This window comes from Hafnia paralvei (assembly GCF_020150375.1).
Lineage (GTDB): Bacteria > Pseudomonadota > Gammaproteobacteria > Enterobacterales > Enterobacteriaceae > Hafnia > Hafnia paralvei.
On sequence record NZ_CP083737.1, the window covers coordinates 1,313,879 to 1,340,056 of the forward strand.

The 26,178-nt window shown below is 48.2% G+C and carries 28 protein-coding genes and 1 tRNA gene; 28 read left to right on the forward strand and 1 reads right to left on the reverse strand.

Annotation, left to right across the window (positions count from 1 at the left end):
- Positions 1–138: 138 nt before the first annotated feature.
- Both K9N75_RS06165 and K9N75_RS06170 read left to right on the forward strand, forming a co-directional pair.
- A complete protein-coding gene (locus tag K9N75_RS06165; protein WP_004092353.1) occupies positions 139–918 on the forward strand; it encodes an antitermination protein Q in 780 nt (259 codons plus the stop codon).
- Between the two features lie 303 nt (positions 919–1,221).
- A tRNA-Ile gene (locus K9N75_RS06170) sits at positions 1,222–1,299 on the forward strand.
- A gap of 59 nt (positions 1,300–1,358) precedes the next feature.
- Here K9N75_RS06170 and K9N75_RS06175 read toward each other — a convergent pair.
- Positions 1,359–1,652, reverse strand: coding sequence for a DUF1883 domain-containing protein (locus K9N75_RS06175; RefSeq protein ID WP_025797666.1), 294 nt, complete (start codon positions 1,650–1,652; stop codon positions 1,359–1,361).
- A gap of 1,233 nt (positions 1,653–2,885) precedes the next feature.
- On the opposite strand from K9N75_RS06175, the gene K9N75_RS06180 reads away from it, so the two are divergent.
- The 26 genes from K9N75_RS06180 to K9N75_RS06305 all read left to right on the forward strand — a co-directional run bounded on the left by K9N75_RS06180 (position 2,886) and on the right by K9N75_RS06305 (position 26,140).
- On the forward strand, positions 2,886–3,218 hold the full coding sequence (locus K9N75_RS06180; protein ID WP_025797669.1) for a phage holin, lambda family: 333 nt from the start codon (positions 2,886–2,888) through the stop codon (positions 3,216–3,218).
- Positions 3,219–3,227: 9 nt separating this feature from the next.
- Positions 3,228–3,842 (forward strand): glycoside hydrolase family 19 protein, encoded by a 615-nt coding sequence (locus K9N75_RS06185; protein WP_224452363.1) that lies wholly within the window; start codon positions 3,228–3,230, stop codon positions 3,840–3,842.
- Entirely contained in the window at positions 3,839–4,372 is a 534-nt protein-coding gene (locus tag K9N75_RS06190) for a DUF2514 family protein (protein WP_224452364.1), read from the forward strand. Before K9N75_RS06185 ends, K9N75_RS06190 begins: the two co-directional genes overlap by 4 nt.
- A 130-nt stretch (positions 4,373–4,502) precedes the next feature.
- On the forward strand, positions 4,503–4,787 hold the full coding sequence (locus K9N75_RS06195) for a hypothetical protein (protein WP_095661837.1): 285 nt from the start codon (positions 4,503–4,505) through the stop codon (positions 4,785–4,787).
- A 406-nt stretch (positions 4,788–5,193) separates the two neighbouring features.
- A complete protein-coding gene (locus tag K9N75_RS06200) occupies positions 5,194–5,460 on the forward strand; it encodes a hypothetical protein (protein WP_096080958.1) in 267 nt (88 codons plus the stop codon).
- Between the two features lie 87 nt (positions 5,461–5,547).
- A complete protein-coding gene (locus K9N75_RS06205) occupies positions 5,548–6,093 on the forward strand; it encodes a hypothetical protein (RefSeq protein WP_096080957.1) in 546 nt (181 codons plus the stop codon).
- A gap of 289 nt (positions 6,094–6,382) precedes the next feature.
- Positions 6,383–6,880 carry a DUF1441 family protein gene (locus K9N75_RS06210; RefSeq protein WP_095661687.1) on the forward strand — a complete coding sequence of 166 codons (498 nt, stop codon included), beginning with the start codon at positions 6,383–6,385 and terminating at the stop codon, positions 6,878–6,880.
- Positions 6,880–8,985, forward strand: a complete 2,106-nt coding sequence (locus tag K9N75_RS06215) for a phage terminase large subunit family protein (RefSeq protein ID WP_096080956.1) — start codon at positions 6,880–6,882, stop codon at positions 8,983–8,985. Before K9N75_RS06210 ends, K9N75_RS06215 begins: the two co-directional genes overlap by 1 nt.
- Complete coding sequence (locus K9N75_RS06220; protein WP_043491625.1) at positions 8,982–9,197, forward strand: DUF6148 family protein; 216 nt, start codon at positions 8,982–8,984, stop codon at positions 9,195–9,197. Before K9N75_RS06215 ends, K9N75_RS06220 begins: the two co-directional genes overlap by 4 nt.
- Positions 9,194–10,678 (forward strand): phage portal protein, encoded by a 1,485-nt coding sequence (locus tag K9N75_RS06225; protein ID WP_096080955.1) that lies wholly within the window; start codon positions 9,194–9,196, stop codon positions 10,676–10,678. The genes K9N75_RS06220 and K9N75_RS06225 overlap by 4 nt, the downstream gene beginning before the upstream one ends.
- Positions 10,679–10,685: 7 nt before the next feature.
- Positions 10,686–12,668: a ClpP-like prohead protease/major capsid protein fusion protein gene (locus tag K9N75_RS06230; protein WP_326490415.1), complete on the forward strand. Its 1,983-nt coding sequence runs from the start codon at positions 10,686–10,688 to the stop codon at positions 12,666–12,668.
- A gap of 85 nt (positions 12,669–12,753) precedes the next feature.
- Positions 12,754–13,080, forward strand: a complete 327-nt coding sequence (locus K9N75_RS06235) for a DUF2190 family protein (protein WP_043491629.1) — start codon at positions 12,754–12,756, stop codon at positions 13,078–13,080.
- A complete protein-coding gene (locus K9N75_RS06240) occupies positions 13,073–13,348 on the forward strand; it encodes a hypothetical protein (protein WP_043491631.1) in 276 nt (91 codons plus the stop codon). The genes K9N75_RS06235 and K9N75_RS06240 overlap by 8 nt, the downstream gene beginning before the upstream one ends.
- 4 nt (positions 13,349–13,352) lie before the next feature.
- A complete protein-coding gene (locus tag K9N75_RS06245; protein WP_043491634.1) occupies positions 13,353–13,931 on the forward strand; it encodes a phage tail protein in 579 nt (192 codons plus the stop codon).
- On the forward strand, positions 13,928–14,329 hold the full coding sequence (locus K9N75_RS06250; RefSeq protein ID WP_043491637.1) for a phage minor tail U family protein: 402 nt from the start codon (positions 13,928–13,930) through the stop codon (positions 14,327–14,329). The genes K9N75_RS06245 and K9N75_RS06250 overlap by 4 nt, the downstream gene beginning before the upstream one ends.
- A gap of 9 nt (positions 14,330–14,338) precedes the next feature.
- Entirely contained in the window at positions 14,339–15,076 is a 738-nt protein-coding gene (locus K9N75_RS06255) for a phage tail protein (protein WP_043491639.1), read from the forward strand.
- Between the two features lie 58 nt (positions 15,077–15,134).
- On the forward strand, positions 15,135–15,530 hold the full coding sequence (gene gpG / locus K9N75_RS06260; protein WP_043491641.1) for a phage tail assembly chaperone G: 396 nt from the start codon (positions 15,135–15,137) through the stop codon (positions 15,528–15,530).
- 65 nt (positions 15,531–15,595) lie between these two features.
- Positions 15,596–15,859 carry a phage tail assembly protein T gene (locus K9N75_RS06265; RefSeq protein WP_051874090.1) on the forward strand — a complete coding sequence of 88 codons (264 nt, stop codon included), beginning with the start codon at positions 15,596–15,598 and terminating at the stop codon, positions 15,857–15,859.
- Positions 15,843–18,917: a phage tail tape measure protein gene (locus tag K9N75_RS06270; protein WP_224452365.1), complete on the forward strand. Its 3,075-nt coding sequence runs from the start codon at positions 15,843–15,845 to the stop codon at positions 18,915–18,917. Before K9N75_RS06265 ends, K9N75_RS06270 begins: the two co-directional genes overlap by 17 nt.
- Before the next feature lie 25 nt (positions 18,918–18,942).
- Positions 18,943–19,299: a phage tail protein gene (locus K9N75_RS06275; protein ID WP_095661694.1), complete on the forward strand. Its 357-nt coding sequence runs from the start codon at positions 18,943–18,945 to the stop codon at positions 19,297–19,299.
- The gene (locus tag K9N75_RS06280) at positions 19,299–20,054 is read left to right on the forward strand and encodes a phage minor tail protein L (protein WP_224452366.1); all 756 of its coding nucleotides are present in this window, start codon (positions 19,299–19,301) and stop codon (positions 20,052–20,054) included. Before K9N75_RS06275 ends, K9N75_RS06280 begins: the two co-directional genes overlap by 1 nt.
- A 1-nt stretch (position 20,055) precedes the next feature.
- Entirely contained in the window at positions 20,056–20,769 is a 714-nt protein-coding gene (locus K9N75_RS06285; RefSeq protein ID WP_224452367.1) for a C40 family peptidase, read from the forward strand.
- Between the two features lie 42 nt (positions 20,770–20,811).
- Positions 20,812–21,174, forward strand: a complete 363-nt coding sequence (locus K9N75_RS06290) for a hypothetical protein (protein WP_224452368.1) — start codon at positions 20,812–20,814, stop codon at positions 21,172–21,174.
- 54 nt (positions 21,175–21,228) lie between these two features.
- Positions 21,229–21,864, forward strand: coding sequence for a tail assembly protein (locus K9N75_RS06295; protein WP_375374054.1), 636 nt, complete (start codon positions 21,229–21,231; stop codon positions 21,862–21,864).
- Between the two features lie 50 nt (positions 21,865–21,914).
- Positions 21,915–25,097 carry a TipJ family phage tail tip protein gene (locus tag K9N75_RS06300; RefSeq protein WP_224452369.1) on the forward strand — a complete coding sequence of 1,061 codons (3,183 nt, stop codon included), beginning with the start codon at positions 21,915–21,917 and terminating at the stop codon, positions 25,095–25,097.
- Positions 25,098–25,141: 44 nt separating this feature from the next.
- Positions 25,142–26,140 (forward strand): DUF6453 family protein, encoded by a 999-nt coding sequence (locus K9N75_RS06305; protein ID WP_095661880.1) that lies wholly within the window; start codon positions 25,142–25,144, stop codon positions 26,138–26,140.
- Positions 26,141–26,178: the final 38 nt, after the last annotated feature.

The window sequence follows — 26,178 nt, forward strand, 5'->3', positions numbered from 1 at the left end:
GGCCTGAGTGCCGCCTTATCTCCTCTGAATATAGAGTGAAGCTACTTAACAATATTTATTGCAATAAATGCAATGATATTAAGTTATGTTGCGGATTGTGGGATAATAAGGCATCAGAAATCCCCATAGGGTATTGCTATGAAAATCGAAAATGCGTTAAAGCACTTTGGGCCTAAAGGGATGAATATTACCGGTATGTCTGGTGGGACATCTCCCGATCGCATTACGGGCACTGACCTGATGGCGGCTATGGGCATGGCGGAAGCAAGAGCCAGCTTTGGTATGGCGGCTTTCCTCGGGAAAAGTGGTATCAGTACCCAAGATAAGATCCGCACCGTTGAAGAGTTGAGCAAGTACGCTTTGCGTCATGCGCCGAAGCTGGTTGTTAAATCTGCAGGTAACCGGTTAGGGCAATGCATGGTCGTTCTTGCGAAACTTGCCTTTGAAGAATACGCACGATCAGCAGCTTCAATGTCAGAATGCGATGAGTGCAAAGGTGATGGTCTCATCTATAGCTACCAAGATGTTGTGAAACATCCCGGCATCACGAACGCCGATGGTGAGGTCGTTTATTCTCCTACCATCAAACGCGAGCGAGTAGGTGTGTTATGCAAGCACTGCAACGGTAAAGGCAAAGTATCTCAACGCTGCCGCTGTCATGGTACAGGGAGAGTGCGGGATTTAGAGAAGTCAGCACTGCTTGGCCGACCAATAGATAAAATATGTGAGCGCTGCTCTGGAAGAGGATATAAACGTACGCCAGCCTCTAAAGCTTACAGAGCCATTGCAGCATGGGTGCCAGAATTGCAGGAAAGGACATGGAATCGTAATTGGAAGCCTTACTTTGAGGCGCTGGTGGCAAAATGTGATATTGAAGAGAGTTATGCGGATAGCGTGTTTAACGAAGTGACTCGTTAGACACTGTTTGGAAACGATAGCGACAAATTAAGACATAAAACTTGCATTTTGTCCGAAGCTGGTTTAATTTGGCTAAATAGTGGGAATTTGTATCGTTTATCCACTCGCAATCATTTGACCCCGCCTAGTGCGGGTTTTTTTATTGTCATTGTCGTACTTATCCGAAAATAACGCTTAGTTATTGTAATGAATTATCTTATATGGTTATTATTCCGCTAGCTGTAGCGAGCTAGCGTAGGGATGAGCGTCGTTATCATTGGTGAAAGCCAATTTATCAGCTCGTTACAGCGCCGCGCGTCCTAACCGCCACTAGCTCAGCAGGATAGAGCCGATGACCATATAAGTTGTAGGTGCGAGGTTCGAGTCCTCGGTGGCGGACCAACTTTGCGATAGATGTTGAACTCCTACTTTGAAAATTGCCTGTAAATAGACTTTCATTACTATTTGATCACGTCTTGTTGCTCTAATAACTCATGATTAGGCAAGATAGTTATGCTCACTGAAGACTCAGTATCTCCATGACTATGAGTATCAATCACGATATTCCAGATCCCATCGTATGGAACTTCAACAATAGCTGGGAAGTTGCAAAAAAAACCTCCATGGTAGTCGGCCCAACTGTCTCGGCAAAATCTGTCGTAATGTTTTTCATTGATCAATAGGATTTTAGCCGGCTCTGAACAAACCACTTTTACATAGCTGTTGGCTACAAGAAATAATCGACTACTTTTCATTCGATGGAACTCCATACGTAATAAAAAAGAAACCTCTCATCCCCGTAAGTTCAGATGAGAGGGGCCATAGGCCAACATCAGGGAAAATCTATGCTAATGTATAATCAAACACAGGTAGTAATTGATAACCTAGGATGAATAGCAACTTATTGATTTAGATCTATTTATTTTTGCTTTTGATATACTCTCTTTCGTTATTTTATAAATAAATCTAATGTATTATGATAAGTAACTGAAAAGTTGAACTTTTTTAAAGGTATTATTTATGTCTTAAGTTTATTGATGTAAGAAGAGTCTTAGCTAATTTATTTTGATAATTTGACATTAAGTAGGTTGGGTTTCTAAAGCTAAATCTTTTTTATTGGAAATTAAAACTAAGCGGTATAAATGCCAAAATCAAAAAAACATGAATAACCATAAGTCATTACTTATCAGGCTAATTAATTATTTGTTGAAAATAAAGCCTGCTAGCAAATGACTATCCTCAAATTTTTCTAACTAAGGTTATTACTGCCGAGCTACTTTACTTTTGGTAATGTCCATTAAAAAGATTATTCCGAAAGTTTCGTTAATGATTGTGTCACTGTAATAAATTAGGTACGTTCAATGGGTCGTGGTGCCTGATCAGTTTGTAAGAAAAGTGTTTGGGAAGAGCCATCACGGCAATCAGCACATCACTCAGCGAAGAAGGGATAACCCAGAGCGTTTGGTGTGCTGCACAACTGCATGAGCCATCTTCATATAGCACCGAATACAGGTGCGCGTCTTTCAACCAGTGGAGATGGCTCAGCCGATTGTGTTGATGTTTTATTTCAGGCAGCCACAATATAGAACAATAGCAATATTAAGATTAATGACGCAGCAGAGGCTTGCAGCCCTATAAGCCATTCGCTCATGAAGACTCTCATATGTTCACCTTTAGATTCCTTTGTTAATCCAGTAAAACACTTCGCATATAGGATATAATAATTTATCTCCAAATCTAGTAATTAAGTACTTAGCTGTATGAGATTACAGGTGAAAAATCATTAGCTCAAAATCGATAATATAATGAGCTAAGCATTCTCACTGAATTCTATAACTATATTTATAGGCCACCTTCTGGTGGCCTTTTTCATATGTAGCGCCCAGCCAACAACCATCCACACATTAAACACTTTCTAGCAGAGAGTGGTTACGGCTGGGTGCTATTCCACTAATTAACCCTACCGCGCTGGTGGATGGGGGGAGAACATGAAAATGCACAAAAGCCCCGAGCTCTGGGCCATGTTAATGACATGGATTGCAGAGCACCGCAGCGAGGGAAGTTACGCATTCATTGCGGGTCTAATGGCTATTCTGCGGGGGATATATAACGGAGAGTCTCCGATGTGGCGACGGATTCTGGATGCCGCTATGTGCGCACTGGTGGCATTCTTTATTAAAGACCTGCTTACGCTAATGAGTTGGGATCAAGAGTGGGCATATATCGGCAGTGTCTTTATTGGCTTCTTGGGTATTGATTATTTCAGCTCGGTTCTACGTCGTGTTGTCGGCAGTAAGACTGGCGTCCCTCCTCAACAGTAAGGTAATTCCATGGATCTCGAACAGTTTCAAAAGGCGGCTGATATTAGCGCCGGATTAGCTGCGCGCTGGTTTCCGCACATCGATGCAGCAATGAAAGAATTTGGTATCACAGCGGCAACCGATCAGGCGATGTTTATTGCTCAGGTGGGTCATGAGTCTGGTGGGTTTCGGCAGGTTGTTGAATCACTGAATTACACACCGGGTGCTTTGGTTACTGTATTTGGTAAGCGTATTACTCAGCAGCAGGCCAATGCCCTTGGCAGAACGACGCAGCAACCAGCGCGACAAGATGCCATCGCTAATCTGGTTTATGCCAACCGCTTAGGTAATAAAGCCTCCGGCGATGGTTGGAAGTATCGAGGCCGCGGCCTTATCCAGATTACCGGACTTGATAACTATCGCGCATGTGGCGCAGCGCTAAAGCTTGATCTGGTGACTAAGCCAGAACTGCTCGAGCTAGAGCTACAAGCTGCGCGTTCGGCTGCATGGTTCTACACATCAAAAGGCTGTATGGCCTACGGTGCTGACGTCTACCGAGTGACGCAGATTATCAACGGCGGCTTGAACGGTATCGATGATCGCAAGGTACGCTACAACAAAGCGCGGGCGGCGTTGATGGTATGAGAGAGTTTGCTGGTTTACTCAAGATTTACTGGAAGCCACTAACGTTAATAGCGCTGGTGGCTTTGTCGTTATTAGGGGCTTACTCCGTCGGCTATGACAGCGCTGATAAATCTTGGCAATTAAAATGGACGCAGCGCGATAAAGATGATGCTGATGCTCTCGCCCAGCGACAGGCAGGCGAACGAGCAGAAGAGCAACGCAGGCAACAGGCGGCAAATCAGGCGGTAAAAGATGCAGATAAAGACAACGAACAGCTTAAAGCTGATGCTATTGATGCTCAGCGCTCTGCTGACAGGTTGCAGCAACAGCTCGCACAACTCAGGCAGAAATTTGCAGACAGTGAAACCGGCAAACTTTCCAGCGCTGCCAGTTCAAGCGCGCCAAAGTCCCAAGCCATCATATTGCTTACCCAGTTGCTCAGCGAATCTAACGAAGCAGCAAGAGAGTATGCAAAAGAGGCTGACCGTGCTTATAGCGCCGGACAAACCTGTGAACGCATCTATGATTCCGTCGCAACAGTGAATCCTTAGATACCAACGTAATACCTTTGCAATACCGATCGTTTTGAACGATCGATAAACGATAATTGATCTATACAACCAATTTTAACCATATTCTTCATGCTGTTATCTTCGCTTTTATTTTGGGAAGGAACTCAGCGTGAAGTTTTCCAATGGTGCGAAAACAGTATTTATGGTGTTGGGTATTGGTGTGGTGTGCATTATTGGTGCTTTAAACTGGGCTATAAACGGATCTACTTCTCGCGGTGGGAAGCTAGAAATGCCAAAGCCTCAAGGGAAAGAATTCCGATGTGGTGACCAAGCGAAGGTTGTAACTCAAAGTCGGTTGTTTGAGATATTGAATAGAGCCCCTGTCGGTATGTGTGTAAGTCGTATTAATGATGATACTTTCGTCGTCAGAGAGATGGCGGTGATACAGAGATGATGGAACCCGCCCAGTTCGAAATGAGTTATCTATATATTACAACGTGATGTGTATCCACTAACTATTGATTAATTTCTGTTATGTTTCCTATGCGTACGCAATCATAGGAGATATACGTAATGAAGTACTATGTTCACACTCTAACTGACAATCAAAATGACCATGAAGTGCACACCGAGAACTGTTCACGCCTTCCTCTGGCAGCTAATCGTAAATACCTTGGAGAGTTTAGTTCCTGTCAACCTGCCGTGCAGACTGCTCGTAACCTTGGTTATTCTCGAGTAAATGGTTGTTATTGGTGTTGCACTCCATGCCACACATCTTGATATCAGGGTAGTGAGCATCATGAAGGTCGCTTAGGCGGCCTTTTTTATTGCCTAAATATTACTAATGTAAGGAACTAACTATGTACGCACTAAAAATTATTACTGTAAAAAATGATGGCAATCCCGTTGAGTGTGTGACAGCTCTTGGCGACTGTTATCGATTGGAGTTCAACCCAGCGATAGCTGACCCCAAAGTGGTTGCTCGCGTTCATTATACAAAGGATGACAACACCCCTTGCATTGAGATTAATCGTGGCAATGAGGCATTTATCACCACGCTTGATAATAAGACTGTTCGGGTCATTTGCCGTGCTGATATGGCTTTTGAAACCTCGCTAGCTTCATAGTTCATATAAGCATTACAGCAGGCATTCACTGAGTGCCTGTGATAATGCTATTCGCTACAATCACTTCATAGACTATATGAGGTGGAAATGGACGCAAACTACATTGCTTATGAAACGTTAGTGGCTAACCGTGCCGCTGTTGATTGGGCCTTTTGGTCAATGATTGGTACATGGCTTTCAGGGATTGCTACAGTTGCAGCCGTTATTACTTCGCTATATATAGCACTGAGAAATCCCAAGGCGTTTATAGGTGGTCGCGTAAGACTTGGACGAATGTTTTTTGAAGTTGATGATAAGCCAGTCGTAGCGATAACCGTTGTAAACAAGTCGCTTCATTCAATTAGGATTAAGGCAATTTTTTGGGTTGTTGGTGGTGAAAATGAGATTCAGCAAATGTTCAGAAATCAGGCGTATGACCCACTTCCCATTCGCTTAGAGCATGGTGATGAGGCAAATTACCGAATAATTATTAGCGATGATGATAGTTGGCTGAAGAGAATAGCTAAACGACTATTAGATGAAAATGCATCTGTTGAAAAAATGCAGTGTGTTGTAGCACTCTCAACCGGTGAAAGATACAGGTTGAAAATTGACAAAAGATTTAAAGCTAAAATTGCGCAGTTTATGAGATGACGACTCAAAAGTAGCCGCCTCTGTGCGGTTTTTTTTGCAATCACAAAGGCATTACAGCCGGTATTCCCCGCATGTCTACTATAGTTAGTGGTTTGCCAAGTAAATGATACTCATTATCGAAAAGGTACTCCCGAAGGGGGCCCTTGCCACGGGGCGGCAACCTCGCGGAAAACGCCTCATTTTTGGATTTTGATCTGCCATCACCACTACCTCAACATTTTGAAAATAATAGTTAAATTATTTTTCAGTGGTGAATGTGACTGTTTTTTGTTCATCACTGGAGTGGAGAATGGATAAAGAGTTAACAAATCTCACGCTCAATATCAGCCAACTTGCAGCACTTTCGGATGTTCATCGCCAAACAGTGACGGCGCGTCTAAAGAATGTGGCAACTTCTGGCGGGAATGAATCAAACCTTAAGCTCTATAAATTAACGTCGGTTCTCTCTGAACTGATGAAGATGCCAACGCCGGTTTCAGGTGATGACATGGCGCCGCAGGATCGCAAAGCTTGGTACCAGTCAGAACGTGAGCGGCTCAAATTCGAACAAGAGATAGGGGAGTTACTCCCCGCAAGTGATGTGGCACGGGAAATGGCGTCTATGGCCAAGGCGATGATCCAAGGTCTGGAAACCTTACCGGATATTCTTGAGCGTGATTGCGCGATGACACCATCAGCGGTGCTACGCGTTCAAAACATCATAGACGATATGCGTGATCAGATTGCGCAAAAAGTGGCTGATGCAGACACCTCAATGCCAGAGGAGGGAGAGCCAGAGGAGGCGTGATGGCGTCGCAGGTTACAGCCAGCGTATTACGTAAAAACACCTATGGATTACTGAGTGCGCCTCGGCGCATGCCTGTCGCGGATGCTGTTGCTCGGTATATGCGTGTCCCCGTTGGGGCGGGTAACTCTGTACCTTGGGACCCGATGGTTGCGCCCTATATTGTGGAACCAATGAACTGCCTAGCCTCACGTGAATATGATGCGGTGATATTCGTTGGTCCTGCGCGAACCGGTAAAACAATCGGACTCATTGATGGGTGGGTTGTCTATAACGTAGTTTGCGATCCTTCGGACATGCTGGTTATCCAGATGACGCAGGACAAAGCGCAAGAGCATTCTAAAAAACGTCTTGCCCGAACATTTCGCTGCAGTCCAGAAGTGACTAAATGCTTAAGCCCACGCCGCAACGATAATAATGTTTACGATCGCGTGTTCCTCAACGGTAGCTACTTAAAGTTGGGTTGGCCATCGATCAATGTCATGTCCTCATCGGACTTTAAATGCGTGGCGCTAACGGATTATGACCGTTTCCCCGAGGATATTGATGGAGAGGGGGATGGTTTTTCTCTGGCATCAAAACGCACGACAACCTTTATGTCCGCGGGTATGACGCTGGTGGAAAGCTCTCCCGGCAGAGAAATAACCGATCTGAAGTGGAAACGAACATCGATACATGAAGCACCACCAACGACAGGTATTTTATCTCTCTATAACCGAGGTGATCGCCGTCGCTGGTATTGGCCTTGTCCTCATTGTGGTGAGTATTTCCAGCCAGCCATGAGCTCAATGAATGGCTACCGTGATAATCCCGATCCTGTCGTTGCCAGTGAATCAGCTTTTTTGCTTTGCCCTCATTGCGAGGGACATATTTTGCCCGCACAAAAACGCGAGTTAAATAATCTCGGGATATGGCTGATTGAAGGGCAGCGTATTGATCGGCATGGCGTGATTTCTGGCGAGGCGCGTCGATCACGTATCGCATCGTTTTGGATGGAAGGCCCCGCCGCGGCTTATCAAACATGGGCGCAACTGGTCTATAAATTACTGACTGCTGAGCAGGAGTATGAGCGAACAGGCAGTGAGGAAACGCTTAAGGCGGTTATTAATACGGACTGGGGATTGCCTTACGCACCACGCTCTAGCACCGAACAGCGTAAAGGAGAAAGCCTTAAGGCCCGCGCTGAGGAAGTGGCTAAGCGGACGGTGCCACCAGGAGTACGGTTTCTTGTGGCCACAGTCGATGTGCAGGGTGGTAAACACCGCCGCTTTGTTGTGCAGGTTATAGGTTATGGTGCTCATGGTGAACGGTGGGTGATTGATCGATTCAATATCAAGCAGTCAATGCGTGCCGGGCCAAACGGCGAGAGCCTCCCCATTGACCCCGCAGGCTATCTCGAGGATTGGGATTTATTACGTACTGATGTACTTGATAGAACGTGGCCCTTAGCGGCTGATCCCACAAGTCATTTGCCGGTGTTGGCGATGGCAGTGGATAGCGGTGGTGAGGATGGCGTAACGGGTAACGCATATGACTTTTGGCGCCAGTGTCGTCGTGATGGGGTGCATAAAAAAGTCTATCTCTTTAAAGGGGCGAGCCAGTCAAACGGTAAGATCATCAGCAAAACACTGCCTGATAATACCGACCGACCGAATCGTCGTGCAGAGGCCCGCGGGGATGTGCCTCTTTATCTCTTACAAACGAATGCCCTCAAAGATCGAATCAATAACGCGCTATCGCGTGAAACGGTAGGGGCTAATTACATACATTTTCCTGAGTGGCTGGGTGAATGGTTCTATGACGAGCTGACCTATGAGGAGCGAAGTCCAGACGGAAAATGGACGAAACCGGGCAAGGGGGCTAATGAAGCCTTCGACCTCATGGTGTATGCCCATGCATTGGTTATGTTGCGCGGGTACGAAAGGATAAATTGGGAAAAACCACCTCCTTGGGCGCGATCACTTGATGAATCCATACCTGTATTATCGCCTCGCCCCGCTCAGACTAAAACATCCGAAGTATCAACTCATAAGACAACACAATCACAGACTCAGCATGAGGCTACGGCCTCGGCGTGGGCGCCATCGACGACAGGAGGCTGGTTATGAATCAGACCGATATTGAAGACATGATCCAGTGTTATCTGGAAGCCGAGAAAACATTACTACAGGGGAAGTCGATCACCTTTAATGGACAGTCGATGACGATGGAGAACCTCGGCGAAATTCAGAAAGGCCGAATGTCTTGGGAGCGTCGTCTTGTGCAGTATCAAGCCAGCCAACGGGGACGGTCATCACATAAACTGGCGAGGTTTGTATGAGCCTATTAGATGAAGCCATTGGTTTAGTATCACCGGGCTGGAAAGCGGCACGTCTTAAATCTCGGGCGATGATCCGGGCGTATGAAGCCGTTACTCCGACAAGAACGCACCGTGCTAAACGTGAAAACCGCAATGCCAATCAGCTGACCCAATCAGGGGGGCGCTCGTTACGTGAGCAGGCTCGATGGCTCGATTGTAACCATGACTTGGTGATTGGTCTGTTGGATAAACTGGAGGAACGTATTGTTGGTGCCCGCGGAATCATTGTAGACCCTCAACCCATTTTAAAAACGGGTTTGGTTGCCGATGAGTTAGCGAAAGACATTCGTGCGGCTTGGGCGGAGTGGTCTGTTGCGCCGGATGTTACAGGGCAGTTTACGCGCCCCGTGCTAGAGCGGTTGATGGCACGCACGTGGTTACGTGATGGTGAGGTGTTTGGGCAAATGGTGAGCGGGGCGGCAGCAGGACTAAATCCTACGGGCAACGTTCCCTTTTGGATCGAAGCATTAGAGCCTGATTTTATCCCGCTTGAGCTAAATGACGAGGGTAAGGGGATTTGTCAGGGTGTTGCGCTCAATGAGTGGGGGCGTCCGACAAAATACGTTGTGTATAAAACATTAACTCGTTTGGGCAGCGCGCAGGGAAACACGAAAGAAATCGCCGCAGACAGCATGGTTCATCTGAAGTTTATGCGTCGGTTGCACCAAATTCGTGGCAATAGTTTGCTCGCTGGGGTGCTGATGCGTCTAAGTGCACTCAAAGAGTATGAGGATGCCGAATTGACTGCAGCGCGTATTGCGGCGGCTTTGGGCATGTTTGTTAAGAAAGGCGATCCCCAAACCTACGGTGATAACGAAGGTTCAGGATCATCAGATGGTCCTCGAGAATTAGATATCCAGCCGGGCATGCTTTTTGATGGGCTACAGCCCGGCGAAGATATTGGCATGATTAAATCCGACCGGCCGAATCCCAACCTAGAAACTTTCCGTAATGGCCAACTGCGAGCGGTTGCAGCCGGAAGCCGTGGAAGCTTTTCCAGTATTGCCCGTAACTACAACGGGACTTACAGCTCACAGCGCCAAGAGCTGGTGGAATCGTTTGAGGGCTACAGCATTTTGCAAGATGCCTTTATCGCGGCGGTGAGTCGCCCGATTTACCGCAATTGGCTTCAAATGGCGATCACATCAGGAGTGATTAATGTCCCCCTCGATGTGGATAAGGAGACTCTTTTCAATGCGGTATACAGCGGGCCGGTGATGCCGTGGATTGATCCGTTGAAAGAGGCTAATTCGTGGCGGGTGCTTTTACGTGGCGGTGCAGCCACGGAGGGCGATTGGGTTCGGGCTCGGGGGGCAAATCCGGGCGATGTTAAACGCCGCCGCAAGGCCGAAATTGATGAAAACGCCGCCTTAGGACTGAAATTTGACACAGACCCGGCGAACGATAAAGGGGAAGGCAGTGAGCAAAAAACAAAAAAATAGTGTGTTTATGACGCCGCGAGCGGCTGCGAACGGGGAGAAAAACTGGTTTCGAATGAAAGCCAGTGGAGAACGGTCTGCTGATATTTATATCTTTGATGAGATCGGTTATTGGGGAGTGAGTGCGCGGCAGTTTGCTAGCACATTGAAAGCGCTGGGCGAGTTAGACCATATCAACTTACATATTCACTCGCCGGGTGGAGATGTGTTTGATGGCATTGCCATTTACAACTTACTTAACAGCCACCCTGCGAGCAAAACGGTCTATATCGATGGGCTGGCCGCATCGATGGCTTCAGTTATTGCGATGGTCGGCAACCCTATCATCATGCCTGAAAATGCGATGATGATGATCCACAAGCCGTGGGGCATTACGGGGGGCGATGCGGATGATATGCGTGATTACGCCGATCTCCTTGATAAGGTCGAAACGGTGCTTATCCCCGCATATGCCAAGAAAACCGGCAAGACTACTGACGAATTAGCCGACATGCTGAGCGCTGAAACATGGCTTTCTGGACGAGAGTGTGTGGAGCATGGTTTTGCTGATCAACTGACAACATCTGTGCAGGCAATGGCTTGCATTCATTCAAAACGTATTGAGGATTTTGATTCCATGCCTAATTCATTAAAGAATATGATTATTGCGCCAAAGGCCCAAGCCCCCGTATCAACACCACAGGCAGCTCCGACTGCTGCGCCAGCCACGGTTGATGAGAACGCTATCCGCGCTCAGGCGCGAGAAGAACAAAAACAGCGCATTAATGGTATTAAAGACCTGTTTGCGATGTTTGGCGGTAAGCATCAAACCCTGCAGGCATCCTGTATTGAGGATATCGAATGTTCTGTCGAGCAAGCGAAAGATAAACTGCTTGCTGAATTGGGCAAAGATGCGACGCCATCAAATAAGAACACGCCTCATAACCTTATTCATGCGAGTAACGGTAATTTCACCGGTGACGGTATTCGTCAGGCGATTATGGCGCGTGCAGGCTATGAAGAACGTCAGAATGATAACGTCTACAACGGTATGACATTGCGTGAATATGCACGTATGTCACTGACTGAGCGCGGTATTGGCGTGTCCTCGTTGAATCCTGTTCAAATGGTGGGGCTGGCGCTAACCCACAGTACATCGGATTTTGGCAATATCCTGCTCGATGTCGCGAATAAGTCGATCTTGCAAGGGTGGGAAGAGGCGGAGGAAACCTTCGAGCTCTGGACTAAAAAAGGGCAGTTGTCGGACTTTAAAACCGCTCATCGTGTCGGTTTAGGGGGCTTCCCTTCCCTGCGTAAGGTTCGAGAGGGGGCAGAGTATAAATACATCACAACCAAAGATCGTGGTGAGTCAATTGCCTTGGCAACCTACGGTGAAATTTTCTCAATTACGCGTCAGGCACTGATTAACGATGATCTAAACCAGTTAACTGATGTCCCGATGAAAATGGGCCGAGCAGCGAAGGCGACCATTGGCGATCTGGTTTATGAAATTCTTACGGCGAACGCCGTGCTGTCTGATGGTAAAAAACTCTTCAGTCCAGACCACAAGAACGTAAGCACTGGGGCGATTGATGTCGCTAATTTGGACAAAGCCCGCTTGTTGATGCGAACCCAAAAAGAAGGTGATCGAAGCCTTAATATCCGTCCAGCATTTATGCTGGTACCAACAGCGCTAGAAACACTCGCTAATCAGACGATTAAGTCTGTAAGCGTCAAAGGTGCCGATATCAACGCGGGGATCATCAACCCAATCCAGAACTTTGCAACCGTCATCAGTGAAGCCCGTCTGGATGATAAAGATGCAGCCGCATGGTATCTGGCGGCGGCTAAAGGGACGGATACGATTGAGGTTGCTTATCTTAATGGTGTGGATGTGCCCTATATCGATCAGCAAGAAGGCTTTAATACTGACGGGATTGCCACTAAGGTCCGTATTGATGCCGGTGTAGCTCCGTTAGATCATCGCGGTTTGGTGTATTCAAGCGGCAAATAACTTTCCACACATGTGATGTGAACAGCCCTAACGGGCTTTTTTTATACCTAAAATCCGGCCCCATTGGGGCCGTGGAGCAAAGAGTATGGCTACGAATTTTGTGCAAGATGGCAATGTGATCGAGGTTGTTAATGGTAACGCCGACCTAATTTCCAGCGGTGAACCTATCGTAATTGGCGATATTGTCGGTGTGGCAATTACTGATATTCCCGTGGGCGATGCAGGGGCCGCAATGGTAAGTGGTGTCTTTTTGCTACCAAAATTAGCGGCAGACGTGATCCCTATGGGGAAAAAAGTGGCGCTAAAAGATGGGAAAATTCAATTGGACGCTACTGATGCGGTGGCCGCAGGCATTGCATGGAAGGCTGCTGATAAAAATAGCGCCATGATTGAAGTGAAACTCAATGGCTAGTCCGTTTGTGCAGCTCACGGCAAAAATGGATCGTGTGACCGCTGAACGCTTTGGCAAAGCGGTCACCATCAATGGGCAGTCTTATACGGCCGTTGAGTCTCATCTATTGCCTGAAATGGGCCCTGTGCAGGGGGATGGTGTTTCATTAGTGGTTTTTTCATTGGCATATTCACCACGCCGCAACGACAACGTGGTGGTGGATGATGGGTCCTATATCGTCACCCGTCATCAGCTCTTTAATGGAAAACCTCAGATTTGGCTGGAGTAGCGTTATGTCAGTTAAAGGGCTTGAACAGGCGATCCTAAATCTGAATAGCTTGAGTCGGATAATGGTGCCCACGGCAACGGCGCAGGCCGTCAATCGTGTGGCCGCGCGAGCCATTAGTCACAGCACGCGTAAGGTAGCAAAAGAAGCGCGAGTGGATGACAACCGGCGAAAGGGGCTCCCTGTCAAATTGGTCAGGCAGCGAGCTCGATTAAGGAAGGCCAAACCGGATCGTCCAATTGCGTCGATCAAAATAAATCGAGGCAACCTTCCGGCGATCAAATTAGGCGCGGCGCGTGTGCGTCTCTCTCGTCGCAGAGAGGCCAAACACGGTAAGGGCAGCGTACTTAAAGTGGGGCCCTACACCTTTCGCAATGCTTTTATTCAGCAACTAGCTAATGGCCGCTGGCAAGTGATGCGCCGTGTTGGGCGTGCCCGTTATCCCATTGATGTGGTGAAGGTCCCCCTGTCTGGGCCGTTGACCGAAGCATTTATGGCATCGTCGTCACAACTTATCGATAGCGACATGCCAAAAGAGTTGGCCTCGGCGCTGAAAAATCAACTGAGACTACATATCAAACGATGAGCAAACATACCCAGATCCGTCAGGCCGTAACGTCACAGCTTCAACGTGAAATTACTGAGCCAGTGACATGGTTTGATGGGCGCCCTGCCTTTCTTGATGAGCAAGATCTTCCCGCTGTTGCCGTTTATCTCTCTGATGCGGAATACACCGGAGACACCTTGGATGAGGATAGTTGGCAAGCAGCGTTACATGTTGAGGTGTTTCTTAAATCGGCCCAGCCAGACAGTGCGCTAGATAGCTGGATGGAGTCGCACATTTATCCCGCACTGTCCAATATCCCAACGCTCGATACCCTGATCGAGACGATGACCCCCCAAGGTTATGACTACCAACGTGATGAGGAGATGGCGACGTGGGGCTCGGTTGATCTGACTTATCTTCTCACTTATTCAATGTAAGGATGTTATATGACAACACCTAACCCACTGGCACCGGTAAAAGGTGCGGGTACCACGCTATGGCTCTATACCGGCAAGGGTGACCCTTATGGAAACCCGTTAAGCGATGCTGATTGGTCGCGTTTGGCGAAAATTAAAGATCTTCAACCCGGCGAAATGACCGCCGAATCCTATGATGATACCTATCTCGATGATGAAAACGCCGATTGGAGCAGCACGGCGCAAGGAGAGAAATCTGCTGGGGATACCAGTTTTACCCTCGCGTGGAAACCCGGAGAGAGTGGCCAACAAGGGTTGGTTGAATGGTTTACTGAAGGGGATGTTCGTGGCTATAAAATCAAATATCCCAACGGTGCGGTTGATGTGTTCCGTGGTTGGATTAGTAGCCTAGGCAAAGCGATCCCAGCGAAAGAAGTCATTACCCGCACGGTAAAAGTTACCAACTCAGGCAAGCCGTCACTGGCTGAAGATTTACGCACACCGGCAGTCCCTGTCACTGGGGTAACCGTCACCCCTGCGACCGGCAATATTGCGGTTGGCGCCTCTGAAAGTGTCACGTTCGCGATTCAGCCAGACAATGCCACGGATAACACTTTGCGGGTTGCATCATCAGATCTAAAAACGGCGACCGTCGTGGTAAAGGATAAGGTTGCTACGGTCACGGGTGTTAAGGCGGGAAAAGTCGAAATTATCGGCATGACGAATGATGGCCAACATGTGGCCATAGCAACGTTTACCGTGGCGTAACTTCGCTCTATTTCATTTCAATGGCCCCTGACTGGGGCCTTTTTTATAGGTATTTGTCATGTTTTTGAAAAAAGAAACGTTTAAGTACAACGGCCAGTCTGTCGTATTGCACCAAATCTCGGCATTACAGCGCGTGGAGTATTTTGATTATTTAGCCTCGAAAGAAGCCATTAGCGATGAGGGAAGCGAAAGTTTACGTCATACAGCGCAGCTTGTGCGTCTTAATGTGGATGTAAATGCATGGCTGATTTCTCGCTCGTTATCCCATGAAACACCAGAGTGCGATGAAAATGAGCTTCACCAAACTATCCAAAAAACATGGCCTAGCGAAGCAATTAACGAAGCGGTGGAAATAGTGCTAGCGCTTAGCGGCATGCATCCCAAGTCAGCAGACGAGGCTGCTCCCTCGCCTGATACCGTTGAGCCGGTAGAGGAAAAGCCGCTGGCAAAATAGCGGCCCGCGAGCGGGCATTTGCACAGCGTCTGGCTCATGAGTTTCGGCGCCCAGACTGGCGCCGTATGCTCAGTGAAATGAGCGCCACCGAGTTCTCAGATTGGGCAAATTATTTTGCGCTAACTCCGTTTAGTGACCAGTTACTGGATGCGGAGTTTGCCACGATGAAAGAGATGCTTGTGACCGTGTTCGCGAGTGGGGGCGAAATACGCGCTGAAGATTTTAGCCTGCTTTCCCAGCCAGAACGTGAAGAGGTTAAAACGGATGATGAACTTATGCTGATCGGTGAAGGTGCCTACGGGGGAGTTCGATATGTCCCAACAAATTAGCGACTTAGTTATTAATCTCGATGTAGATACTGCCACGTTTAAAGAGCAAATGGCGCGTATCCGTGGGCAACTATCAGGCATGGGGAAAGATGCAGATGGTTCATCGGATCGAATGCGTAAGCTGGTGGAGAGTCAAACCAACGCAATCAAAGGGATGGGGGATACCAATGCTCGGGTAATGAGCGAGGTTAAATCTCAGCAGTCTTCTACGGCCGATACGCTCAAAAAGGATTGGGAAAAAGCATCTAAAGCGGTCGATGAAACTCACCGACGTGTCGCGGAGTTGAACCGAAAATTACAGGAGAGTCAGTCTCAGAGCGCGGCATTAGGTCGCGATCAGGATGCGCTGACGGCCTCATTTTTTCGACAAATTGATGGTACCAAGCAGCTGAGTAACGGGATGCAATCGCTTGGGCGCATTCAGGAACAGATCCGTGCCGCGCGGAAAAATGGCAACATTACCCAGCAAGACTATCTCACTCTTCTATCGCATTCTTCCGCACGTATTAAAGAAACGGCACTGGCGGAGGCGGAGGCTGGTAAGCAAAAAGCGCGATTTCTACAGCAGCTAAAATCTCAGGTTGTCGCACAGAAACTTTCTGGTACTGAGCTTTTGCGTTTCAAAGCGGCTCAAGTCGGGGCTGGTGATGCGGCAGAACTGTATATCCGCAAATTAGAGACAGCTAAAACAGCAACCCGCAACCTTGGCATACAAAGTGCGGCAGCGCGTCGTGAACTGGGTGTTTTGGTGGGGGAACTGGCTCGAGGTAACTTTGGGGCCTTGCGAGGGTCGGGCATTACCTTGGCGAACCGTGCTGGATGGATAGAACAATTGATGAGCCTACGCGGATTAGGCTTAGCCGCCGTTGTGGGAGGGATTGCAACAGCGGTCTATGTGCTGGGAAAAGCATGGTACCAAGGTTCAGAAGAAGCCGTGGCCTTTAATCGGCAACTGATTCTAACGGGTAATTATGCGAGTAAAACATCGGCTGAACTACAGTCTATGGCGAAATCACTGTCGGGCGGCGGTATCACTCAGGGCGCCATGTCGAGTGCGTTAGCCTCAGTGGTGGGCAGCGGTAGTTTTTCTGGCAATGCCGTTACGATGATTGCAGATACTGCCGCTAAGATGCAGGCCAGCGTAGGCCAGTCCGTGGATGAGACAATCAGGCAGTTTAAACGCTTGCAGGATGATCCCGTGCAGTCGGTTTTGGAACTGGATAAAACGCTGCACTTTCTAACGGCAACCCAACTCGAGCAGATCACTACACTGGCAGAGCAGGGACGTACAACGGATGCTGCTCGGATAGCGATGGACACCTACGCTAATGCTATGCGTGCTCGAAGTGCCGATATTAAAAATAATCTCGGAGACTTGGAGAGCGCGTGGAAATGGTTAGGCAATGCTGCATCCGGCGCGTGGGATCAGATGCTGAATGTCGGGCGTGAGAGCACACTAAAAGACAAGGTAGAGTCTACCCGCCAACAGCTCGAGCGAGCTCAAAAGGATCTAGATAGTCTGCAACGTGGGGGGGCGGCGGACTCCACGGGATATGGCTATGGGCGTAAAAATGACTCTCTGATCTCGCAGCAAGAGACTCAGCGGGTCAGTAGCCAAAAGGCGCTGGTTACCCGCCTGCAAAAAGAACTGGGTGAACTGAGTGAGAAATCCTATCAGGATTCAGTGACTGCAGCGCGAGCAGCCGCTGAGCAAAAAGAGCAGGAGCGACAAAAGCGCCAATTTCAAAGTGACCAGGATCTCAAGCGGCAGTATGAAACCTCGGAGGAAAAACATCAGCGTGAGATTTTGCGGATCAAGAATTCCTACGCATCACAGTCTGCAAAAGATGAGGCGGTTAAGCGTGAAAATGCGCGCTTTGCCAAAGAGCAGGCGAGCAAAACGCGTAAAGGACCCCAGTATAAAGCGCCGGTGGGTGATAAGGCCGAGGAATCAAGTCAAGCTGATTTACAAGCGCTGCAGGCGCAGCTGGTGGTTCTGCAACAACACAAGGCGGTGACAGATGTTATCAGCCAGCAGCGCAAAGACTTATGGAAATCGCAGGCGCAATTCGCGGTATTAGAGGCCGCTGCGACTAAGCGCCAACTCACCACGCAGGAACAATCGTTATTAGCCAGCAAGTCGAGTGTATTGGCATATAAAGCCCGCGTTGCCGCGGTAGGTGACGAGGTTGTTTTACAGGAGCGATTAAATCGCCTCAATGATCAGGCCGATAAGTATCTTCTTCAGCAGCAAACTAAGCGGGACGCATTGCTGGCTAGCCAAACAAAGTCCAGCCGAGAGGTGCAGCGAGGACTCGAGCGCTCTCAACTGCTTTCAGGTCAGAAAGATAATCCTCGTCTCAATGAAATGCTAGATGCTCAGCGAAAAACGTGGGAGCAAGAGGACCAGTTGCGATCGAATTGGCAGGCCGGAGGGCAAAAAGCGTGGGCGGATTATGCAGATGCAGCAACAGATGCTTATAGCGTGATGAAAGATGCCGGAGGGCAAGCACTGACCGGTTTAAGTTCTCAACTCACCACCTTTTTGACGACGGGTAAAGCAGACTTCAAATCCTTTACCAGTTCCATTCTCAGTATGTTGACTGAAATTCTCGTAAAAATGGCTCTGGTAAATGGCGTTAAATCCTTGGCTGGTGCGATGGGATGGGGCGGCATTGAGGCCAATGCAAAAGGCGGGGTGTATTCCTCCGCAAGTTTGAGCGCATACAGTGGTTCGGTTGTCGATAAGCCGACGTTTTTTGCATTCGCTAAAGGGGGTGGTGTCATGGGAGAAGCTGGCCCTGAGGCTATTTTACCTTTACGCCGTGGCGCCAATGGAAAACTAGGTGTGGTGGCGGGAAGTGGCGGCGGCGGAAGCCCCGTTTTCCATAATACCGTTATTTTACAAAATGACGGATCAGCCACATCTAAGTCATCTGGTGGCAGTGAAGCTGTGAGCAAAACCATGATGAAAATGCTCGATCAGTTTTGTCAGGACAATATTAGTAAATCCCTTCGTCCGGGAGGACAGCTTTTTAACGCGATGAAAGGTCGTTAATCAGCGTATTCATTGAGGAACGCTCATGGCAATTGAAACTTTTATGTGGCCTACACAGATCGCAGGACAGCCCACGACGGAGTACGCCAGAACAATACGCGAGGTGCAATTTGGTGATGGATATAAGCAGGTATCTGAAAGTGGCATTAACTCAGAGCGGATAAAGTTTTCTTATTCTTTTCGTGGCTCTCTGAGCGTGGCCATTGCGATCCGTGATTTTTGTCGTCGTCACTGTACTAAGGCATTTATTTGGACGCCTCCGCATGGTGATAAAGGGTTGTACATTATCAGCGCAGATTCAATCCGATTAATTCCTAACGGCAAAACGCAAGCAACAGTCTCGGCGACTTTTGAGCAAACCTTTTCAGCTGTGGAGGTCTAATGTCACTAAATAGTGATTATCAAAAATTGGAGCCGGGTAATACAGTTCGTTTGTTTGAAGTCGATGGCTCCGCATTTGGTTTGGATGAAGTATTGCGTTTTCATGCTTATAACCTGTCTCATACGCCGGAAGAAATCACTGCGGCTGGTGGGGATAACGCTAAGCTCGCCGCAAAATCTATCTGGTGGCAAGGAAAGGAATACGGTGCATGGCCTTGCCAAATAGAAGGATTAGAAATGGCGACGAGTGGTAGCACAGCCCAGCCTACATTGACCCTTGCTAACTTAAACGGTTCGATTACTGCGCTTTGTCTACGCTTTGAAGATATGGCGCAGGCTAAAGTGACTATTCACGACACGCTGGCACATTATCTCGATGCAAATAACTTCCCCGAAGGCAATCCTACCGCAGATCCCGAGCAGGAAAAAAAGCAGGTTTACTATATCGACCGTAAATCACTCGAAAACGATGAAACCGTTGAGTTTGAGCTGGCGAGCCCTGCCGATTTACGTGGCCTACAAATACCGACGCGCCAAATCCACTCGCTGTGTACATGGTGCTCACGCGGCTGGTACCGAACAGGCAAAGGGTGTGATTACGCGGGGACGCGCTACTTTGATGAGAATGGGCAGCCGGTTGATGATCCGAGTCAGGATAAGTGCGGTGGGTTACTCAGCGATTGCCAAAAGCGCTTTGGTGAAAATAATCCGGTGCCGTTTGGCGGCTTTCCGGGAGCAGCACTGATAAGGCAATAGTATGAGAGAGAAAACGATACAGGCTATCGTGGCGCATGCTGCAGAGGTTTATCCGGCTGAATGCTGTGGCGTGGTGGCGCAGAAATCACGCGTGGAGCGTTACTTCCCCTGCCGTAATATCGCAGAAAATCCCACGGAACAGTTTCATTTATCTCCAGAGGATTATATTGCAGCAGAAGAATGGGGAACCGTAACGGGGATTGTTCATAGTCATCCCGATGCCACCACGCAGCCGAGTGAGCTGGATAAGGCGCAATGTGATGCGATGGCAATACCGTGGCATATCGTGAGTTATCCTGAAGGGGACTTACGCACCGTGATGCCGCGCGTGGAATTGCCGCTGGTGGGGCGCGCCTTTGTATTAGGGCATACCGACTGCTGGGGGCTGGTTATGAGCTACTTCCGGCAAACGCATGGCATTGTGCTTAATGATTACCGCGTTGATTATCCATGGTGGGAGTCAGGTAGTGAAAATCTCTATCTTGATAACTGGTACGAATGCGGTTTTCGTGAGTTTAGCGGCCCACCTCAATCGGGCGATATGGTGATAATGCAAGTCTCCGCGCCGGTCGCGAATCATGCCGGTATTCTGCTAGATGATGGGATGCTATTGCATCATATGTACAACATGTTGAGCCAGCGTGTTCCCTACGGGGGATACTGGAAAGATCGAACTGTGAAGATAGTCAGACATATGAGCCTGATTAACCAATAAAGCTTATGGTACCCTTTGAGCATTAACTAAAGGGATGCTGATATGAAAAAAACTCTTTTATCCTTAACACTGTTTGGCCTAGTTGGATGTGGTATGACGCCTAGTGAAATAAGGGAAAAACCAACTCAATCATTTATTAGTAGTAAGACTCAAGATCAGGTAGTGGCGTGTCTTGTCTCTCATCTTGATGAACGAACCTTCAATGGTGTTAGATCTAATACTGTAACTAAGCAAATTCATAATGGAGTATCTCTTTCCCCATTAGCTGGTAATTTTGAATTTATTGATATAACCAGAGAAGGCCAAGGCGTTAAAGTTATTTATTATGGTGAGGGGACGGTTAGGCCTTTAATGCCAGATACAAGAAAGAATGAAGTAATCGAAGATATAAACTCTTGCTTATAGTTATTAATGATTTCTGTAAACCCGCTGCGGCGGGTTTTTTTATGGAGTTTTAAAATGGCTTTTATCGAAGTTCCTTTGAGAAAAATAGTGTTTCATGGATCGTTAATTGGTCGATTTGGACGTGAATTTTCTTATCGGGGAGACTCAGTCCCAAAGATGATTAAAGCTGCTAAAAATCTTTTAGACGGTTTTGAAGGTTTTTTGCTGGAGGCTCACAAGCGAGGTCTCACATTTGCTGTTTTTGTTGGCAATGATCGAAAGCGCAACATACCTGAGTCTGAAATAGAAATGACTAAGGGGAAAGAGGATATTCACTTAGTTCCAGTTGTTATTGGTAGCAAGCGTGGAGGGTTATTCCAAACAATATTAGGTGTAGCGTTAATCGGTGCAGCTATGGCTTTTGCCGCACCGGGTGTCGGGGTATTAGGTGCATTTGGGGCATCTGGTGTATGGGGTGGCGCTTTGGCATTAACGGGTGCGTCATTAGCGCTCGGCGGTGTAGTCCAAATGCTATCACCCCAACAAGCTGGTATTCGAATGCGACAAGATCCAGACAACAAACCCAGCTATGCATTTGGCGGTCCTGTTAACAGTACCGCTCAGGGTAATCCTGTTGCCATAGGTTATGGTGAGCGAGAGATCGGCGGGGCAGTTATTTCCGCTGGGATATATACCGAAGACCAGCAATAAATATATCAATTCACATGACCCGCTGCGGCGGGTTTTTTTATGGGTGAAATATGATAAACGAGATTAAAGGCCATAAAGGTGGCGGCGGTGGTGGGCATACGCCTGTTGAATCACCCGATAGTATCCAGTCGATGGCCATTGCCAAAATATTGCTCGCATTGGGTGAGGGGGAATGGGCTGGTGGCCTTGATGGTACCAACATCTTCCTAGATGGAACGCCGCTCACTAATGAGGACGGTAGCTCGAATTTCGAGGGGGTAAGTTGGGAATTTCGTCCCGGTAACCAATCGCAGGAATATATCAAAGGCGTCCCTGCTGTTGAGAATGAAATCACCATTGGCACCGAACTTAAGAGCTCGGCGCCGTGGGTGCGTGCGGTTAACAATACTCAGTTATCTGCAGTGCGTTTGCGGTTCGGCTGGCCTGCATTGCAGCAGCAAAAAGATAACGGCGATGTGAACGGCTACAAAATTGAATACGCTATCGATGTGGCCACGGACGGTGGCGCATATCGTGAGGTGCTCAAATCTGCGGTTGATGGTAAAACGACAACGCTTTATGAGCGCAGCCACCGTATCGACTTACCCACAGCGACAACCGGCTGGCAGTTGCGTGTTCGCCGTCTAACCTCCAACGCTAATAGTGGTCGTATTGCCGATACGATGAATGTAGAGGCTTATACCGAAGTTATCGATGCAAAATTAGCGTACCCCAATACGGCGCTTCTCTATGTGGAATTTAACGCCAAGCAGTTTCAAAACATCCCTAAAGTGACATGCCGACCAAAGATGATGATCGTCAGAGTGCCGGATAATTATGAACCGGTCACGCGGCAATATTCTGGTGTCTGGACGGGCGGGTTCAAGTGGGCATGGACTGATAACCCAGCATGGGTGTTCTATGACATCTTGGTCTCTGATCGTTACGGGTTAGGCCAACGCATTGACTCCACGCAGGTGGATGAATCTGAGCTTTATCGTATTGCGCAGTATTGTGATCAACTGGTACCCGATGGACGCGGCGCGGATGGTATGGAGCCACGCTTTAAGTGTGATGTGTACATTCAATCGCGTGAAGATGCGTGGACCGTTCTAACGGACTTTGCCGCGATATTCCGCGGTATGACCTGTTACGGGCAAAATCAGATTGTGACACTGGCAGATATGCCGCGAGACTTGGATTACACATATACGCGCGCCAACGTTATCAATGGGAAGTTTGCATACTCAGCCTCGAGCGAACGCACACGGTACACCACAGCTATGGTGGGATGGTCAGACCCAGCCAATCATTATGCCGATGCTGTCGAGTCGGTGTTCGAAAATGCATTAGTACGCCGCTATGGGGTGAATCAGACCGAGATCACGGCCATTGGTTGTACGCGTCAAAGCGAGGCTAATCGCCGTGGCCGTTGGGCATTATTGAGTAATAGCCAAGACCGAACGGTTGAGTTTTCCGTGGGGCTCGATGGTTTAATCCCGTTTCCGGGGCATATTATTGGCGTTGCCGATCAGATGCTCTCAGGGCGAGTTATGGGAGGCCGCATTAGCAGCGTTGAAGGGCGAAATGTTCGCCTCGACCGCGAGCCAGACATTAAGAGCGGTGACCGTCTGATCGTTAATCTACCTTCTGGTATCAGTCAGGCCAGAACGGTGCAGTCGGTAAATGGTCGCCTTGTTACGGTGACAACGAGCTATAGTGAAACTCCGCAGGCCGAATCAGTATGGGCAGTTGATGCTGATGAACTCGCAGTGCAGCTCTACCGCGTTGTGAGTGTGGCAGACAACAACGACAACACATACACCATCGTTGGGGCTTACCATGATCCGGACAAATATGCACGGATTGATACCGGCGCACGCATAGACGAACGTCCCATTTCCGTTATTCCTCCGGGTGTTCAGGTAGCACCAGAAAATGTTCTCATTACCAGCTATTCAAGCGTCAACCAAGGGATTGCGGTGACTACGCTGCGTGCGACGTGGAACGCGGTGAAGAATGCGATAGCGTATGAGGCTGAGTGGCGAAAAGATAACGGTAACTGGGTATCAGTCCCGCGCACGTCGGCACTGGGCTTCGAGGTTCCCGGTATTTACGCGGGTCGTTATTTAGTCCGCGTTCGTGCTATCAACGCCAGCGATATTTCTTCACTGTGGGCGACGTCACTTGAGACGCAGCTTAATGGGAAAGAAGGAAAGCCGCCGTTGCCTGTAGGTTTCAAGGCTGATCCACTATTGTGGGGGATTTTGCTTTCTTGGGGATTTCCAGATGGTGCTGAAGATACGCTAAAAACTGAAATTCAATACTCCACAACCGCTGGCGGCGGTGATGCCATGTTGCTTTCTGATATTCCTTATCCACAGCGAAGCTATACGCAAACTGGATTAAAGGCTGGGCAGGAGTTTTGGTATAGCGCGCGCCTTGTTGATCGTACTGGTAATCAAGGGGATTGGACGGGGTGGATCCGTGGTGCGTCAAACGGTAACGCGGGGGATTATCTGGAGGGCATTGGGGATGAATTTTTAACCTCTGAAGATGGTGAGAAGCTAACCAGTGATATTGATACGAATATTGAAGGGATCATACAAAATGCGCTGGCCAATAACGCCACTGTAGAGCATCAGTGGGCACAATACGGGGAGGTTCGCGCGGATATTCTGGTAGTAAAGACAACGATTGCCGAAGTTGATAGGGCTATGGCCGAGATGAAAACTCAGGTTCAGGCGCAGTTTGAGGATGTGACCTCTGTCCTTGAAGACAAGCTAACGGCAACTGTAGATGCTGATGGTGCAACGGCAATTCATGCTCTTAAAGCTGGCGTTCGCATAAATGGTGTTTTTTATAATGCAGGCATGTCGATAGCCGTGTTGGCACCTACAGGGAAACCAGTTGTTACTCGCATAGGGTTCAATGCCGATCAGTTTGTTTTAATGAGCGGAAGCGGTAATACCCAGTACTCACCGTTTGCAGTTGTTAATGGGCAGGTGTTCATCGATGACGCATTTATTCAAAAGGCTTCTATAGGATCGGCAAAAATTGCTGACTATCTACAATCAGATAACTTTGTTGAGAATAGCGTTGGGTTAAGAATTGGTTTTAGAAATGGTACCTTTGAGAACTACGGTAGTACACCGGGTCAGGGGGCAATGAAACAGACCAACCAAACAATCACATCTAGGGATGAAAATGGTGTGGTTTTGGCGCAATTTGGAAGATTAACGGGCGTTTGGTAATTCCCTGGGTGGCTTAGGCCACCTTTTGTTTTTAAGGTGGAGATATGGCTTACGGTCTAGCGGTGAGAAACCCAAATACGGGGAGGATGTTTAACCTTGCCGACGTTGCAAGCGGCATGTTGACGTTTGTTACAAAGCTTGAATTTAATCTTGCTTATACAACTGCGACCTCTATGACCTTCAATGTGTTGGGGGGCGTGCCAGAATCGGCGCAAATCGTGCTGATATACAACGTATCAACCGCGGCAATCATTGCGCCATCGCCCTATGTCGGCGTGGATTTTGTTAGCGTTACCGGATTTACTCGTAGTGGTAGTAATTTGATTATAAATTTCAATACTAAACTCGATGCTCCTGGTGCGCAGCAGGCACCGCTATCAATTAGCGTATACCAAACAACAACCTTCCCGAAAATAAGTAGTAATTCATATGGGGTAGCATTCTTTGGTGGCACATCACCACAGGCTATCACAGACACAATTAAAATCGGCTATGTTCGTGCCAACGCCGTGCGCTCTATTGCAGCTAATGCGACGATTAACGTATCAGATATAGCCGGATCCGGAGATGCAGTATTTGGCTGGTGGAGTAACCCATCTGCAGTGGTTGAAATGAACCATGCAGATAAAACTATTTCATCAACGGCCGCAACGACTCTTTACCTCACGGCGTTCGGAGAAGTTCCCAATCTAACATTGCCGAAGTATGGACTAGCAATCTGGAATAAGTCGGGGAGATTGGTATATAGCAGTGCACATATTCCATTCTCAAAAGTAACAACGAAAAACATTGGAACGGGTACCGTCGATACTGGCGTAGATAAGCCAATGATACCGCTGGGACGTTGCGGCTATGACGCCATCAATAATGGCCTATGGACTATACCCATTCGAGGTTTCACGATAAATGGTAGGAATGTGGGATCTGGCCGGTCAGCGCGAAATCAATACACCAGTCTGAATACGGGGGGCGCCACGCCAAATATTGCCAATTATCCACTTCCATGCCCAATACTTGACGCCACTCTATACCACAACGTCTAGATCCTAAAAATCCATAAGCCCGCCGAGCGCGGGTTTTT